Raw genomic sequence first — 14423 nt, 5'->3', positions numbered from 1 at the left:
TCGCAATCCACACCGAACCCGGAGGCCCTCCCTCACGCCAAGATCATCCGACTACGTGTCGCCACGTTCGCAACCTCCCCGGTCAGTACACCTAGCCCTCGGAGGTGGGTGCCGCGGGGAGGAACTTGTCTTCCCGCGGTCGCCGCCACGCCGAGATGAGGCCCAGGGGGTCCGGGCGCAGCAGTGACGCGGCCGCGTAGAGGCTCACGACCACGACGATCGCGATGAACCACCAGTCATACAGGGCCTGTTCGCCGGTCGGGTAGTACACGAGGGTCACGAAGACCGACACGGCCACCACGGCGGAGAGGTTCCGGCGTTCCCAGGGGAACGCGGAGATGAGCACGAAGCCCCAGGTGAGGTACCACGGCAGGGTCGGCGGCATGAGGATCGCGACGGCCAGCAGGGTGATCGCGGCGCGGTACACGGCCTTGCTGCCGCCTTCGCGGGCGAGCCACCACTGGCGGATGCCGAACGCGGCGAGGCCGATCATGGCGATCGCGCGGGCGACGGTGACGAACGGCGACGGCTGGACGTTGGCGACGAGGTGCACGAGGTTGTACACGGCTTCGCCGATGCCGGTCGGGAAGTTGAGCCAGTTGGCGATGAGCTGGGGTGCCGCGAGGCCCGACCACCAGCCGAGGTTGAGGGAGCCGAGCGAGACCCAGGTGCCGGCGACGAACACGGGCAGGAAGAGCCCGACGGACGCGGCGCCGGCCTTGAAGAAGTTCTTGACCTTCGACTCGCCGGTCATGTTCGCGGCCCACATCCAGACGAGGAAGGGCAGGGCGACGGCGGCGGTCGGTTTGATCAGCATGCCGATGGTCACGAGCACGACGGCGACGATGTACTTGCGCTCGAGGGCGGCGAGGACGCCGGTGGTGAGGAAGCCGAGCATCATGAGGTCGTTGTGCGGGCCGCCGAAGAGGTGGATGACCATCATCGGGCTGGCGACCGCGAGCCACAGCGCCACGGGGAGCTTGCCGCCGAGGTGCTTCACGAGCCGCGGCAGCGCCCACAGGGTCATGCCGAGGCCGACGAGCAGCACGACGCGGGTGAGGATCACGCCGGCGATCATGTTGTCCTGCGTGATGGACACGATGCCCTTGGAGATGAGCAGGAACAGCGGCCCGTACGGGGCAGGGGTGGTCTGCCAGAGCGGGTGGACGTTCTGCACCACGTTGGGGAGCACGTCGAGCTCGGCGGGGCCGTTGGCGTACGGGTCGAGCCCGTAGAGCAGCTGGGCGCCCTGGCCGAGGTAGGAGAAGACGTCGCGGGTGAACAGCGGCGGCGACACGAGCAGGGGCGCCATCCAGCACAGGGCGGCGACGAGGATGGGCTTGCTGCCGATGCGGCCGGCGAGCACGTAGCGGCCGAGGCGGACCCAGGCCCAGACGACGAGCGCGAAGCCGAGGTAGAGCAGTCCGTTGGCGAGCGCGCGGCCGTGGCCGTAGCGGATCCACGACAGCGGGCCGTGGCCGAGGACGGGGTCGCGGATCAGGATCCCGCCGGCGCCGAGCGCGGCGAGCATGAGCAGCGTGGTCCCGATGGTGCCCATCGCGATCGTGCGGTACGGGAACCGCGAGGGCGTGAGGAATCGCGCGTCCGGAGCGCTGATCGCGGACGGCTGCGCGGAGTCGGTGGTGGTCGCCATTTCGATCCAGGAGATTACCGGGTGAATCTTCGCCTCACCGCACGGGCTCCCGCTCCGATGCCGTTTCGCGCACCTGTTCGGGCGGCCGGCGTGCGGTCCGGGTGAATGTTCCGCCCGTGGGTGGTGGACGCCGTTTTTCCGGAAGTGGCCCGGAACGTTCAGCTGCCGGTGGTCGCGCGCTGGGCCGTGCCGCCGGGCAGGGCGGCGAGCAGGGAGCGGGTGTACTCGTGCCGGGGGTCGAGCAGGACCTGCTCGACGGTGCCCGTTTCGACGAGTTCGCCCCGGTACATCACGGCGACGCGGTCGGCGATGTTCCAGGCCAGGCCCAGGTCGTGGGTGATCACGAGCCCGGCGAGGCCGAGTTCGCGCCGCAGCCGCAGCAGGAGGGCGAGGATTTCGCCGCGCACGGATGCGTCGAGGGAGGCGACGGGTTCGTCGGCCACGAGCACGGCGGGTTCGAGCGCGAGCGCGCCGGCGATGACCACGCGCTGGCGCTGGCCGCCGGAGAGCTCGTGGGGCAGGCGGTCGAGGAACTTCTCCGGGGGCCGCAGCTCCGCCGCCTCCAGCGCCTTGAGCACGGTGTCGCGTTCGGCGGGCAGGCCGTGGATGCGGGGGCCTTCCGCGACGGCTTCGTAGACGGTGTGGGCGGGGTTGAGCGCGCTCGTGGGGTCTTGCAGGACGAGCTGGACCTTGCGCCGGTAGGCGCGCAGCGCGGCGCCGCCTGCGGGGAGGGGTTTGCCGCCGTGGCGGATCGCGCCGGAGTCGGCTTTCTGCAGGCCGAGCAGGGTGCGGGCGAGGGTGGTCTTGCCGGAGCCGGACTGGCCGACCAGGGCGACGATCTCGTCGCGGCGCACGGCGAGGTCGACGCCGTTGACGGCGTGGATGCGCTTGCCGGTGCGGTCGCGGAAGCTGACGTGGAGGTTTTCGGCTTCGAGCAGCGGGGTGTCGCCGGGGCCGGCGCGGTGCTCGGGTTCGGGCGGCAGCGGGGTGCTGGTGGCCGGGGCGAAGCGGGACACGGGGTCGCCGACGGTGGGGAACGCGGCGGCGAGCGCGCGGCTGTGTTCGTGGTGCGGGTCGGCCATGAGCTCGGCGCTGGGGCGTTCCTCGACGAGCTGCCCGTCGTACATCACGGCGATGCGGTCGCAGGTGGCGGCGAGTACGGACAGGTCGTGGCTGATCATGACGAGCCCGATGTCCTGTTCGGCCACGAGCTTCGACAGCAGGGCGAGCACCTGGGCCTGCACGATCACGTCGAGTGCGGTGGTCGGCTCGTCGGCGATCACCAGGCGCGGTGAGCAGGCCAGGGCCATCGCGATCATCACGCGCTGTTTCTGTCCGCCGGACAGCTCGTGCGGGTAGGCGCCGGCGCGCGAGGGTGGCAGGTCGACCTGTTCGAGGAGCTCGGCGACGCGGGCTTTCACCTGCGGCTCGCTCAGCGCGCCGGTCTCGGGCGGGTGCAGGCGCAGGGGTTCGGCGATCTGCTCGCCGATGCGGCGCACGGGGTTGAGCGCGTGCATGGCGCCCTGGAACACCACCGACGCCTCGGCCCAGCGCACGGCGCGCAGGCGGCCCCAGCGCATCGTGGTGACGTCTTCGCCGTCGAGCAGGATCTCGCCGGTCACGGTGGCGCTGCGGGGCAGCAGGCGCAGCACGCTCATGGCGACGGTGGACTTGCCCGAGCCGGACTCCCCCGCCACGCCGAGCGTGCCGCCGGCTTCCAGGCGCAGGTCGACGCCGCGGACGGCGGGGACCTCGCCGCCGCCGGTGCGGTAGGTGACGCCGAGGTTCTTGAGTTCGAGCAGGGCGGTCACGAGTGTTGTCCTTTGAGCCTCGGGTTCAGCACCGTCTCCAGCCCGCGGCCGACCAGGGTGAAGAACAGCACGACGAGCACGATCGCGATGCCCGGCGGGAGCAGGTTCCACCACGCGCCGCGGCTGACGGCGCCGTTGTTGAGCGCGGTTTCGAGCATGGCGCCCCAGGAGATGGAGCTCGGGTCGCCGACGCCGAGGAACGACAGGGTCGCGTCGGCGATGATCGAGTTGCCGACCACCAGGGTGGTGTTGGCGAGCACGAGCGGCGCGACGCCGGGCAGGACGTGTTTGCCGACGACGTGCAGGTGGCCGCCGCCGAGCGCCCGGGAGCGTTCGATGTAGGGGCGGCTTTCGATGGTGAGGGTCTGGGCGCGCACGAGCCGGGCGGTGCTGGGCCAGGCGGTGACGCCGATGGCGAGCACGATCGTCCAGATCCCCTGCGGCAGCACCGCGGACAGCGCGATGGCGAGCACGAGGGAGGGCAGGACGAGGAAGAAGTCGGTGAAGCGCAGCAGGATCGTGGAGATCCAGCCGCCGAAGTGCGCGGCGGCGATGCCGATGACGGTGCCGATGAGCACGCTCAGCACCGTGGCGGCGAACCCGACGAGCAGGGAGATCCGGGTGCCCCACATCGTCAGCAGGAGCACGGAGCGGCCGTCGATGTCGGTGCCGAGCCAGAACTGCCCGTCGGGCGGGCTCAGGGGGCGGCCGGTGGCCTGGGTGACGTCGAGGCCGCTGGAGTCGCTGATCACGGGCAGCAGCAGGGCGAGCAGGACGGTGAGCACGAGCAGGACGAACCCGGTGAGCGCGGCTTTCTGGGCGGCGAACTCGTGCCAGGTGCGGGCGATGCCGGCGCGGCGGCGGCGCCACGCGATGGCGCGCGGCGTCTCGGACGCGGTGGTGGCGGGGGCGGTCATGCGGTGCGCACCCTCGGGTCGAGCACGCGGTAGAGCAGTTCCGCGAGCAGGTTCATCAGGACGACGGCACTGGCGAGCACGACGAAAACTCCTTGCAGCACCGGCAGGTCCGGGCCGTGCAGCGCGTCGTAGGTGAGCTGGCCGAGGCCGGGCCAGCTGAACACGGCCTCGACGGTGACGGCGCCGGAGACGACCATGCCGAACTGCATGAACACCAGGGTCACGGTGGGCAGCAGCGCGTTGGGCACGGCGTGGCGGCGGCGGACGAGGTCGTCGCGCAGGCCTTTGGCGCGGGCGGTGGTGAGGTAGTCGGCGTTCATCTCCCCCAGCAGCGACGAGCGCATCACCAGCATGTACTGGGCGTAGAACACCGCAAGCAGTGTCACGCACGGCAGGACCAGGTGGTGCAGCACGTCGAGGCCCTGGGCGAGGAACCCGGGTCCGGCGTCGGGCGAGTGCATGCCGCGGCTGGGGAACAGGCCGCCGGTGACGACGAGCAGCAGCAGGCCGAGCCAGAACTGCGGAACCGACCACAGGGTCAGGGCGATGCCGGTCTGGGCGCGGTCGAAGAAGCTGTCGCGTTTCCAGGCGGCGCGGATGCCGAGCCACAGGCCGAGCGCGACGGCGAGCACGGTCGCGCTGCCCACGAGCAGCACCGTGGGCCACAGCCGTTCGCCGATCATGTCGAGCACGGGCCGGCGTTCGATGTAGGAGGTGCCGAAGTCGCCGCGGAACAGGCCGGTGAAGTAGTCCCAGAACTGGGTGATCAGGGGCTTGTCGATGCCGAGGCGGTCGCGCAGCTCGGCGATCTGGACGGGGTCGGTGGGGCGTTCGCGGACCATGAACGCCACGGGGTCGCCGGGCAGGAGCCGGAACAGCAGGAACCCGAGCACGATCACCAGCACGATGCTGGCGAGGGCTTCGGCGATCTTGGTGAGGACGAACCGGGTGGTGCCGGTCCCGCCGCGGTTCTCGTCGGGGTCGACGAGAACCGCGGCCTGGTCGGAGGTGAGTGACTGCGTCAAGAGGTGCTACTCCCGGTCGTCCGCGGCTTTGCCGCGCCGGCCGATCATGATGCCGCCGCCGACGAGGACGACGACCACGACGACACCGAGCACGATCCACAGCACGGTGTTCGAGCCGCCGCTCTCGGCGGCGGTGTTCTCCGTGCCGGCGGGGACGGCGCCGTAGACACCCCAGTAGCCGGTCTGCTCCAGGATCGAGCCCTGGGGCTGCGGCTGGGTCTGGAAGCCGGAGAACTTGTCGGAGCGGTAGGCCTCGAGCGCGTTGTCGTAGTCGAGGACGACGTTCACGGCTTGGCTGTAGAGGCGGGCCTGGGCCTGCTTGACGTAGCCGGCTCGGGTGGCCGGGTCGGTGTCGGTGAGCTGCTGCTTGTAGAACCCGTCGTAGGCCTGGTCGCAGAAGAACGTGTCGGTGGTGGCGCCCTTGCCCTGGGCGTTGGGCCGCGCGGCGCAGGTGTGCAGCGCGAGCGCGTAGTCCGGGTCGGGGTTGGTGGCGTAGCCGGAGATCGCGAGGTCGTAGTTGCCGGCGGTGGTGCGGTCGTTGAGCTCCTCGTCGGAGACGAGCTCCGGCTTCACGGCGATGCCGATCTGCTGCAGCCAGCCGGTGACGTACTGCACGGTGCGCTGGTCGAACGCGCGGTTGGCGTGGCCGGTCAGGCGCAGCTCGAGGCGCGCGCCGCCGGGGGCGACGCGGATGCCGTCGCCGCCCTTGGCGTAGCCGGCCTCGTCGAGAGTCTTGTTGGCGGCCGCGAGGTCGAACTTGCGGGCCTCGGCCGGTGAGGGATCCCAGTGGTAGGCGGAGTAGATCGGCGGGATGACGCCGCCGCCGAGCTGGCCGTAGCCGCCCATGACCCGGTCGACGATCGTCTTGGTGTCGATGCTTTCCGCGATGGCCTGGCGCAGCCGGAGGTCCTTCAGCACGGGGTTGCCGTTGCCGATGGGCTTGTTGGTCACGTCTTCGACGCCGAAGTTGATGTTGATCTCGTTGTAGCGGCGCCCGGGTGCCTGGTTGGTGGCGATGTTCGGCTGGCCCTTGAGGGCGTCGAACTGGGTCGGGGTGAGCCGGTTGATCACGTCGACCTCGCCCTGCTTGAGGGCGTTGACGGCGGCTTCGACGTCCTTGAACACGAGCAGCTGCAGTTCGTCGACCTTGGGCGCACCACGCCAGTAGGAGGTGTTGGCCTTGAACTTCACGTACTCGTTCTGCTTGTACTCGGTGAGCTGGTACGGGCCGTCGCTGACGCCGACCACGGACAGGTCGTCGGTCTTCGGGTCGTTGAGGTCCTTGATCGGCGCCCAGATGTGCTCGGGCACGATCGGCACGTCGAGCAGGTCCATGGTGGCCTGCACGGCCTTCGTCTTGATGATCAGCGTCGTGGCGTCGGGTGCGGCGACGCTCTGGAAGTTGGCGACGTAGTTGCCGTTCGCGGTGCGTGCGGTCTCGTCGTCGAGCATGCGCTGGAAGGTGAACGCCGCGTCCTTGGCGGTGACGGGCTGCCCGTCGGACCACTTCACGCCCTGGCGGATCTTGAACGTCCAGGTGAGCTTGTCGGGCGAGGTCGTCCACGACTCCGCGAGCGCGGGCGAGGCTTCGGCCTTGTCCGCGCTCGGGATGGTGAGGAACTCGTAGATGAACCGGCCGACCTGCGTCGACGCCGCGAGCGACGCCGTGAACGGGTTCAGGTGGTCGATCCCGGTCGTGAGCGCCACCCGCAGCACCTTCGGCTGCGCCGGCTGCTGTGCCGCGGCGGTTCCCGCCAGCGGCAGAATCGCCATGGTTCCCGCGGCCAGAACCGCGATGACGCGGTTCACCCCGCGCCGAACGTGCTTGATCCACACTTGAAGACCACCCCATCGTCTAGCCCCAGAGCCGAAAAGTAACCACATACCGAGGGAAGGGCGCAATATGTTCCGACAACTGTGCGTGTCCGATCGTTATGTGCGGCGTGCCGTCACCGTGCGTGACCTCGGGTGTTCCGCCCCGGGCCGGACGTAGGATGACTAGAGTGCCCGCATGCGGATCATGGTCTCGGCGGACATGGAGGGCGCCACGGGCGTCACGTGGACCGACGACGTCGTGCCCGGTACCGAGCCCTGGCAGCGGTTCCGGCGGTTGTTCACCGGTGACGTCAACGCGGTGCTGGCGGGGTTGTTCGAAGCCGGTGCGTCCGACGTCCTGGTGAACGAGGCGCATTCGTCGCAGCGGAACCTGTTGCTGGAGGAGCTGGATCCGCGGGCGCGGATGCTCACGGGGCGCCACAAGCCGTTGTCGATGATGCAGGGCATCGATTCCGGTGTGGACGGTGTGGTGTTCCTCGGTTACCACGCGGGCGCCGGCTTCGACGGCGTGCTCTCGCACACGTACCTGGAGAACCAGATCACCGGGGTGTGGCTGGACGACGTGCCCGCGAGCGAGGGCCGGCTCAACGCGGCGCTGGCGGCGGAGTACGGCGTGCCGGTACTGCTGGTCAGCGGGGACGACCAGGCATGTGAGGACGCCCGTGACTACGCTCCGGAAGCGGAGCTGGTGCCGGTGAAGGAGTGCGTGAGCCGGTACGCGGCGATCTGCCTGCCGCCGGCGCGCACCTCCGAGCTGCTGACCGCGGCGGCTTTGGACTCGTGTGTTCGGGCCGGGCGGGTGGAGCGGCTGCCGGGGCGGCACCGGATCGAGGTGGAGTTCGACGCGAGCCACCTGGCGCAGGCGACGGCCGTGATCCCGACGGTGGAGCAGATCGGCACGCGCCGGGTCGGGTTCGACGCGCCGAGCATGACCGAGGCGATGAAGGCGTTCAAGGTGGTCACGGCCATCGCGGCGGGGGCGGTGCAGGGTATCTATGGCTGACGTGGCTGACCCCGTCGAGCTTTGCGCGGATCTGATCCGGTTCGACACGACCAACCGCGGTGGCGGGGACTCCGAGGGCGAGCGGGAGGCGGCGGAGTACGTCGCGGAATTCCTGGCACGCCACGGGGTTGCGGCGAAGATCGTGGAGTCGGCGCCGCGGCGGGCGAACGTGATCGCGCGGATCCCGGGTGCCGATCCGGCGTTGCCGGCGCTGCTGGTGCAGGGGCACCTGGACGTGGTCCCGGCGGACGCGGCGGACTGGTCGGTGCCGCCGTTTTCCGGTGAGGTGCGCGACGGGTTCCTGTGGGGCCGGGGCGCGGTGGACATGAAGGACTTCTGCGCGATGGTGCTTTCCGCCGTCGCGTCGGGACTGCGGCCGCGCCGGGCTCTGGTGCTGGCGTTCGTGGCGGACGAGGAGGACAAGGGCGACTTCGGGGCGCATTGGCTGGTCGCGCAGCACCCGGAGCTGTTCGAGGACTGCGCCGCGGCGATCAGCGAGTCGGGTGGCTACAGCTACCACGTGCCGGCGGCCGACGGGCGCGCCGTGCGGCTGTACCCGGTGGGGACGGCCGAACGCGGCACCGCGCACATCAAGCTCACCGCCCGCGGCCGGGCGGGGCACGGCTCGCGCCCCAACGACGAGAACGCCGTGACCATGCTCGCCGACGCGTTGCACCGCATCGCCGGGCACCGCTGGCCGGTGCGGCTGACCCCGACCGTGCGGGCGTTCCTGGACCGCACGGGTGCGGCGCTGGGCGTGCCCGTGGACCTTTCCTCGGGTGACGCGGTGGACGCGACAGTGGCGCGGCTCGGCCCGGCGGGTTCCCTCGTGCTGCCGACCGTCCGCAACAGCACCACGCCGACGATGCTGTCCGCGGGCTACAAGGTGAACGTGATCCCGTCGACCGCGACGGCCCAGGTGGACGTCCGGGTGCTGCCGGACGCCGAGGACGAACTGTTCGAGGTCCTCGACTCCCTACTCGGCCCCGGGGTGACGCGCGAGTTCGTCGCGCACCAGCCGCCCGTGCAGGCCCCGGTGGACTCACCGTGGTTCGACGCCATGGCCGCCGCCCTGCGCGCCGAGGACCCCGACGCGGTGGTGGTGCCCTACTGCATGGGCGGCGGCACGGACGCGAAGGCGTTCTCCCGGCTGGGCATGGCGTGCTACGGCTTCGCTCCCCTGTCGCTACCCGAGGGCTTCCCGTACCGCGCCATGGCGCACGGCGTGGACGAACGCGTACCGGTGGACGGGCTGCGCTTCGGGACCCGGGTGTTGAAGCGGTTCTTGGAGTCCTGTTAGGACGCACCCTTTTGTTGCCGCGTCGGTCAACTCGATCGCACCAACGGGCTGGGCGGTGACGGCGCTTCGTTCAGCGTCGACCGCCTGGTCACCACGGTTCAGGCACCCGATCGGATGGCGACCGCGCTGACGGTCTCGTCCGGTCGGGTTACTCGCAATGTTGTGGGCGTCCGGACAATCTGCACCTGGGCTGCGGCGATGCGCCGACTCCCGCTTGAACGCGCCGCCGCCGAAGCGCGCGGCGAAAGACCGCCCGCGTGTGCGCGCTGGCTGACCTCGACAAGATCGACGACTAGCTGCTTATTGGCCTGTCTAGACCACGACCCGCACGCGAACCTGGCCCGCGCACCCTGCGATGTCCGTCAGGAGTCGCGCTCTACGCCTGGTGGTGAGCTCGGCGATGCAACCGGCAGGTGGTGGTGCAGCTGCTGCAGGGTGTCCGCGAGGCTCCAGCCGGCGGGGATGGTGGTTTCACCGGGAACGCCGAGCTGGTCGTCGGCGACGTACCAGCTGCGCATGTCCTCGGGGGTGAATTCCTGCGCCTGGCGGCGGGTGGCGTGGCGGGCAACGGTTTCCTCGAACGGCACGGCGAACTGGACGAGGGCCAGGCCGTGCCCGTAGGCGGAGCGCACGGCCTCGGCGACTGTGGTCTTGCCCGAGCCTGAGGGGCCACGCAGCACGAGGAGCGTGGTGTTCTCGTGCCCGGTCCGGGCGCTCATGGGTGGGTCCTTGGTCTGGTCGGCGAGCTGGTTTCGCCGACACCTGCCCGCGCACGGCGATCTCGCTGCCGGCCTCGGCGGCGTCGCGGTCGGCGAGGTACTCCTCGATCATGGCCAAGAACCAGCCTCGGCGAAACCCACAAGGGGCAGCGCGGTCACGTACCTGCCGCCGCGTCAGCGGCTCGGTCAGGGTTTGCGGGCCACGGCTGCGAGCAGGCAGTGATCGGAGAGTTTGAGAGGCTGCATGCGGGGGCCCGTGGGCCACCAGTCGGCCGGCTGGACCAGGCCGGGCTCGAGGATCTCGAGGCCGGCGAGCATGGTGTTGATCTCGGCGCGGGTGCGGAAGTGGATCCGCCCTGAGGAGGCGCCTTGATATACGCGTTCGATGTTGCGGGCGACGGCGCTGTACTCGTCGTCTTCGGGGTCGAGGGCGTGGCTGAGCACCACATACGATCCTGACGGCAGGGCGTCGAGGTAGTCACGCAGTACGGCGGCCGGGTCGTCGGCGCAGAAGTGCATGCTCATCGAGTGGATGAGTGCGAGGGGTTTGTCCCAGTCGAGCTCGCCGCGCACGGTCGGATCGGCCAGCAGCTTCGCGGGCTGGAAGATGTCGCCTCGGACGATGTGGGTGTGCTCATTGTCGGCCAGCAGCGCGCGGCCGTGGGCGAGCACCACCGGATCGTTGTCGACGTAGACCACGCGCGCGTCGGGGTTGGACCGTTGTGCGACCTCGTGGACGTTCTCGGCGGTGGGTAGCCCGGACCCGCAGTCGAGGAACTGGTCGATGCCGATGTCGCGGGCCAGGAAGCGCACGGCGCGGATCAGAAATTCTCGAGCGACGACGGCCAGTTCGGTCACCTCGGGCGCCACGGCTTGGACCTTGCGCAGCATTTCCCGGTCGACCTCGTAGTTGTCCTTGCCGCCCAAGCCCGCGTCGTAGACCCGGGCGGTACTCGGCACGGTCGGATCGATGACCATCGCAAAGTCGTCGTCGAGCTCGCTCATGGGTAGCAACGTACCGCTAAGCGGTTGAGCTCCGACGTCGACCGGCGGCCACCGTAATGGTGAATATGTCTGACCAGCAGTGATCAGGGGATGATGCGGCGCCGTGCCGCGGGTGGCCGTGGTGCGCCGGTGGTCCGGGCCACTGGACCGCGCAGTTGTGAGAGGAACCTGGGGTGCTTGTAAGCGCCCTCGCCCGCCCTTCTCCGAGTCGAAAAGGTCATGCGTGAGCGTGCCGTGGGCCGCTAATGTGACAGCACTGTTGTATCCCGGTGTGAGGACGCGCTGATGGCTGGGCTGTACCCCGAGATCGAACCGTACGAGCAGGGCCTGCTCGACGTCGGAGACGGGCACGAGATCTACTGGGAGACTTGCGGGAACCCGGCCGGGAAGCCCGCGCTCGTCGTGCACGGCGGCCCGGGCTCGGGCTGCTCGGCGAACCTCCGCCGCTACTTCGACCCCGAGCGGTACCGGGTCGTGCTCGTCGACCAGCGCGGCTGCGGCCGCAGCATCCCGCACGCCGGCGCTCCGGTCGCCGACCTCTCGGCCAACACCACTGCCCACCTGATCGCGGACTTCGAACTCCTCCGGACCCGGCTCGGTATCGAGAAGTGGTTGTTGTTCGGCGGTTCCTGGGGCTCGGTGCTCGGGCTGACTTACGCTCTGCGCCACACCGAGCGGATCAGCGAGATCGTCCTGATTGGCCTGGCGACCGATCGGCACCTCGAGATCGACATGCTCATCCGCGGCCTCGGTGCCTACTTCCCGGAAGCCTTCGCCCAGTTCCGCGAGGGCGTTTCCGAGAACGAGCGCGACGGCGACCTGTCCGCCGCGTACCACCGACTGGTCATGGACCCGGACCCCGTGGTCCACCACAAAGCGGCCGCGGATTGGTGCGCCTGGGAAGACGCGATGCTGCCGGGCGTGCGGCCACACGACGTCTACGAGGATCCGACGTACCGGCTCTGCTCTGCCCGGCTCGTCACGCACTACTTCAGCAACCGGGCGTTCCTCGAGGACGGCGTCATCCTGCGCGAAGCGGCCATGTTGGCGGGGATCCCGGCTGTGCTGGCGCAGGGCGTGCTCGACACCAGCAACATCGTCGGCACACCGTGGCTGCTGCACCACGCCTGGCCCGGCAGCGAGCTGGTGATGCTGGACGACGTCGGACACACGATTTCCGCCGCCTCGATGCAGAACGTGCTGGTCGGCGCGACGGACCGATTCGCCCGGTGACGGACGGCCGCGGTGGGGCGCTCGACGGATGGAGTCCGCGAAGCTGACCGATGCGGGGTATCTGCCCGCCACTGCGGAGGTGACGCCGTTGCAGGCGTTGGCGTGCGCACGCCGGCTCGCGCGGATGATCACGGGTGGTTCTCAGGGAGAGTGTCCGTGCCATGCGGCGACCTTCCGGCGCCGCTAGGCCCGCCAGGCGCCCGGCAGGTTCTGCGGGTGTGTGCGCTCGAGTTCGGCTTCGAGGGTGGCCTGGCGGTGTTCGGCGGCTTCGGCGCTGGGGAGGCCGAGGCGGTCGGCGATGCGGTCCCAGGACCAGCCGCGCCGGCGGGCCTGGGTGATGAACTCGGGTTCGGACTGGTCGACGACGCGGCGGGTGATGACGACTTCGCGGCCCCAGGCGTCGAGGACGTCGTCGGGGACGTCGTGGCCGAGCTGAGCCGTCATGAGCAGGGCGGTGAGCACCTCGGTGGGTGCCAGGTCGGGGAGGTGCTCGGTGAGCCAGCGTTCGAGGATCGGGTTCACGTCAGGTCTCCCGGGTGAACTGGGCCCACCAGCGGCTGCCTTCGCGGACGCGGTCGACGGTGGTGGCCTTGACGCCGTCGCGGGCGAAGGAGTCGAGTTCGGCGCGGTTGAGCGGCCAGGGTGGTCCGGACCAGGTGGCGAGGTCGATGCTCTCCTCGGCGAACGCGCCGACGACGAGCGTGCCGCCGGGGGCGAGGAAGCCGGCCACGGACGCGATCGCCGCGTCGCGCACGGACTTCGGCATGGACTGCACGGTGAGGATCTCGACGACGACGTCGAAGGCGTGGTGCCAGGCGGCGGGCGGGTCGAGCAGGTCGGCGGTGCGGTAGGAGACGCGCGTGTCGGGGAAGCGGTTGAGCACGGCCTTGATCGCGCTGGGCGAGACGTCGAACGCCGAGGTCGCGTAGCCGGACTCGGCGAGCAGTTCCGCGTCGTCGCCCAGGCCGCACCCGACGACGAGCGCGCTGCGGCCCGCGCCGGGGTTCGCCGCCGCCCAGGCCGCGAGCTCGGGGCCCGGTTCGCCCCGGTACCACGGCACGACGGCCTCCCCCGCTTCGGCCGCGGCGTACAGGGGCTCGAACCACCCCGTCGGGTCGCCTTCGGCCAGCGCGGCCTCGGCACGGCGGCGCGCGGCGTCGTCGGCCGCCGCCTGGTCGATCGCTTCAGGGGGCATGCTCCCCTTATACCGGCGGCGGCCATGCGGTGCGCGGGATTTCCGGATGCGCCACCCGGCCGCGTACTCGAGCGCCCCCGCGTGCGTGCGGTGCCGGCCCGGGTGCGCGGCTGCGGTTCACTGATCACCATGGACCGACTGCCCGACCTCCACACCAGCCTGCTGATCCGCACGGACTTCGCGGACCCGGCCGGGTGGGACGCGGTCCGCACCGCGGTGACGACCCCGAACGAAGACGATTTCCTGCCGAACCTGCACGTGGTCGACGACCCGGCCTACCGCGACGCGACCGCCGACCAATTGATCGCGCTGGCGCCGGAGTGGGCGCTGCTGGTGCTGGCGGATCGGACGGCGCTCGCGTCGGCGGAGCTGCCGTTGCTGGTGGTGCGGGTGAGCCCGCGGGTGAACGGGCGCCTGCGGGTGGTCGCGGAGCACCTGTGGTCGATCGAGAACAACATCTCGCTGGCGAACATGGACTGGGAGGAGTTCACGGCGTCGGCGGACGAGGACGGGGTGTTCCGCGGGTTCTGACGCTCCGCGCCGCTCGGCCGCAGTCCGCTCGCCGGCGCGGCAAGGCCGGATGCGCCAGCGGGTACGTCCGGCGTTGTCCGTTTCCGGTCAGGTTTGCCCGCCGGATCTTGACATCGATGTCACACACGGGTTTCCCTTCCGTAGCGCCGCCGCCGGGAGGGTTCCCGCGCGGGCGTGCCCGACCCGCCCCGACA

The 14423-nt window shown here is 70.4% G+C and carries 13 protein-coding genes; 4 read left to right on the top strand and 9 right to left on the bottom strand.

Going from position 1 to position 14423, the window contains the following annotated elements; translation table 11 throughout:
• Nucleotides 1-91: 91 nt before the first annotated feature.
• The 5 genes from mptB to AB0878_RS48265 form a co-directional block, all read right to left on the bottom strand.
• Complete coding sequence (gene mptB / locus AB0878_RS48285) at nt 92-1654, bottom strand: polyprenol phosphomannose-dependent alpha 1,6 mannosyltransferase MptB (protein ID WP_366590165.1); 1563 nt, start codon at nt 1652-1654, stop codon at nt 92-94.
• A 158-nt stretch (nt 1655-1812) separates the two neighbouring features.
• On the bottom strand, nt 1813-3465 hold the full coding sequence (locus tag AB0878_RS48280) for an ABC transporter ATP-binding protein (protein ID WP_366590162.1): 1653 nt from the start codon (nt 3463-3465) through the stop codon (nt 1813-1815).
• Nucleotides 3462-4382, bottom strand: coding sequence for an ABC transporter permease (locus AB0878_RS48275; RefSeq protein WP_366590160.1), 921 nt, complete (start codon nt 4380-4382; stop codon nt 3462-3464). The genes AB0878_RS48280 and AB0878_RS48275 overlap by 4 nt, the downstream gene beginning before the upstream one ends.
• Nucleotides 4379-5407 (bottom strand): ABC transporter permease, encoded by a 1029-nt coding sequence (locus AB0878_RS48270; protein WP_366590158.1) that lies wholly within the window; start codon nt 5405-5407, stop codon nt 4379-4381. Before AB0878_RS48270 ends, AB0878_RS48275 begins: the two co-directional genes overlap by 4 nt.
• A gap of 6 nt (nt 5408-5413) precedes the next feature.
• Nucleotides 5414-7180 carry an ABC transporter substrate-binding protein gene (locus AB0878_RS48265; protein ID WP_366590172.1) on the bottom strand — a complete coding sequence of 589 codons (1767 nt, stop codon included), beginning with the start codon at nt 7178-7180 and terminating at the stop codon, nt 5414-5416.
• Between the two features lie 238 nt (nt 7181-7418).
• On the opposite strand from AB0878_RS48265, the gene AB0878_RS48260 reads away from it, so the two are divergent.
• Together AB0878_RS48260 and AB0878_RS48255 are read left to right on the top strand one after the other, a co-directional pair.
• Nucleotides 7419-8246, top strand: a complete 828-nt coding sequence (locus tag AB0878_RS48260) for a M55 family metallopeptidase (RefSeq protein WP_366590156.1) — start codon at nt 7419-7421, stop codon at nt 8244-8246.
• Nucleotides 8239-9546: a M20/M25/M40 family metallo-hydrolase gene (locus AB0878_RS48255; RefSeq protein WP_366590154.1), complete on the top strand. Its 1308-nt coding sequence runs from the start codon at nt 8239-8241 to the stop codon at nt 9544-9546. The genes AB0878_RS48260 and AB0878_RS48255 overlap by 8 nt, the downstream gene beginning before the upstream one ends.
• A gap of 362 nt (nt 9547-9908) precedes the next feature.
• Here the strand turns inward: AB0878_RS48255 and AB0878_RS48250 are convergent, their stop codons facing one another.
• Both AB0878_RS48250 and AB0878_RS48245 read right to left on the bottom strand, forming a co-directional pair.
• Complete coding sequence (locus AB0878_RS48250; RefSeq protein WP_366590152.1) at nt 9909-10265, bottom strand: hypothetical protein; 357 nt, start codon at nt 10263-10265, stop codon at nt 9909-9911.
• A gap of 186 nt (nt 10266-10451) precedes the next feature.
• A complete protein-coding gene (locus AB0878_RS48245; RefSeq protein ID WP_366590150.1) occupies nt 10452-11270 on the bottom strand; it encodes an SAM-dependent methyltransferase in 819 nt (272 codons plus the stop codon).
• A gap of 285 nt (nt 11271-11555) precedes the next feature.
• On the opposite strand from AB0878_RS48245, the gene pip reads away from it, so the two are divergent.
• Complete coding sequence (pip, locus tag AB0878_RS48240; RefSeq protein ID WP_366590148.1) at nt 11556-12503, top strand: prolyl aminopeptidase; 948 nt, start codon at nt 11556-11558, stop codon at nt 12501-12503.
• A gap of 183 nt (nt 12504-12686) precedes the next feature.
• Here pip and AB0878_RS48235 read toward each other — a convergent pair whose 3' ends face one another.
• Nucleotides 12687-13025 carry a hypothetical protein gene (locus AB0878_RS48235; RefSeq protein WP_366590146.1) on the bottom strand — a complete coding sequence of 113 codons (339 nt, stop codon included), beginning with the start codon at nt 13023-13025 and terminating at the stop codon, nt 12687-12689.
• A gap of 1 nt (nt 13026) precedes the next feature.
• Complete coding sequence (locus tag AB0878_RS48230; RefSeq protein WP_366590144.1) at nt 13027-13698, bottom strand: class I SAM-dependent methyltransferase; 672 nt, start codon at nt 13696-13698, stop codon at nt 13027-13029.
• Nucleotides 13699-13827: 129 nt separating this feature from the next.
• On the opposite strand from AB0878_RS48230, the gene AB0878_RS48225 reads away from it, so the two are divergent.
• Complete coding sequence (locus AB0878_RS48225) at nt 13828-14229, top strand: hypothetical protein (RefSeq protein ID WP_366590142.1); 402 nt, start codon at nt 13828-13830, stop codon at nt 14227-14229.
• Nucleotides 14230-14423 lie beyond the last annotated feature (194 nt).

The organism is Amycolatopsis sp. NPDC047767 (assembly GCF_040704195.1).
Classification (GTDB): domain Bacteria; phylum Actinomycetota; class Actinomycetes; order Mycobacteriales; family Pseudonocardiaceae; genus Amycolatopsis.
The sequence above is the reverse complement of the archived record's forward strand: the minus strand, read 5'-3'. Positions and strand labels throughout refer to the sequence as shown.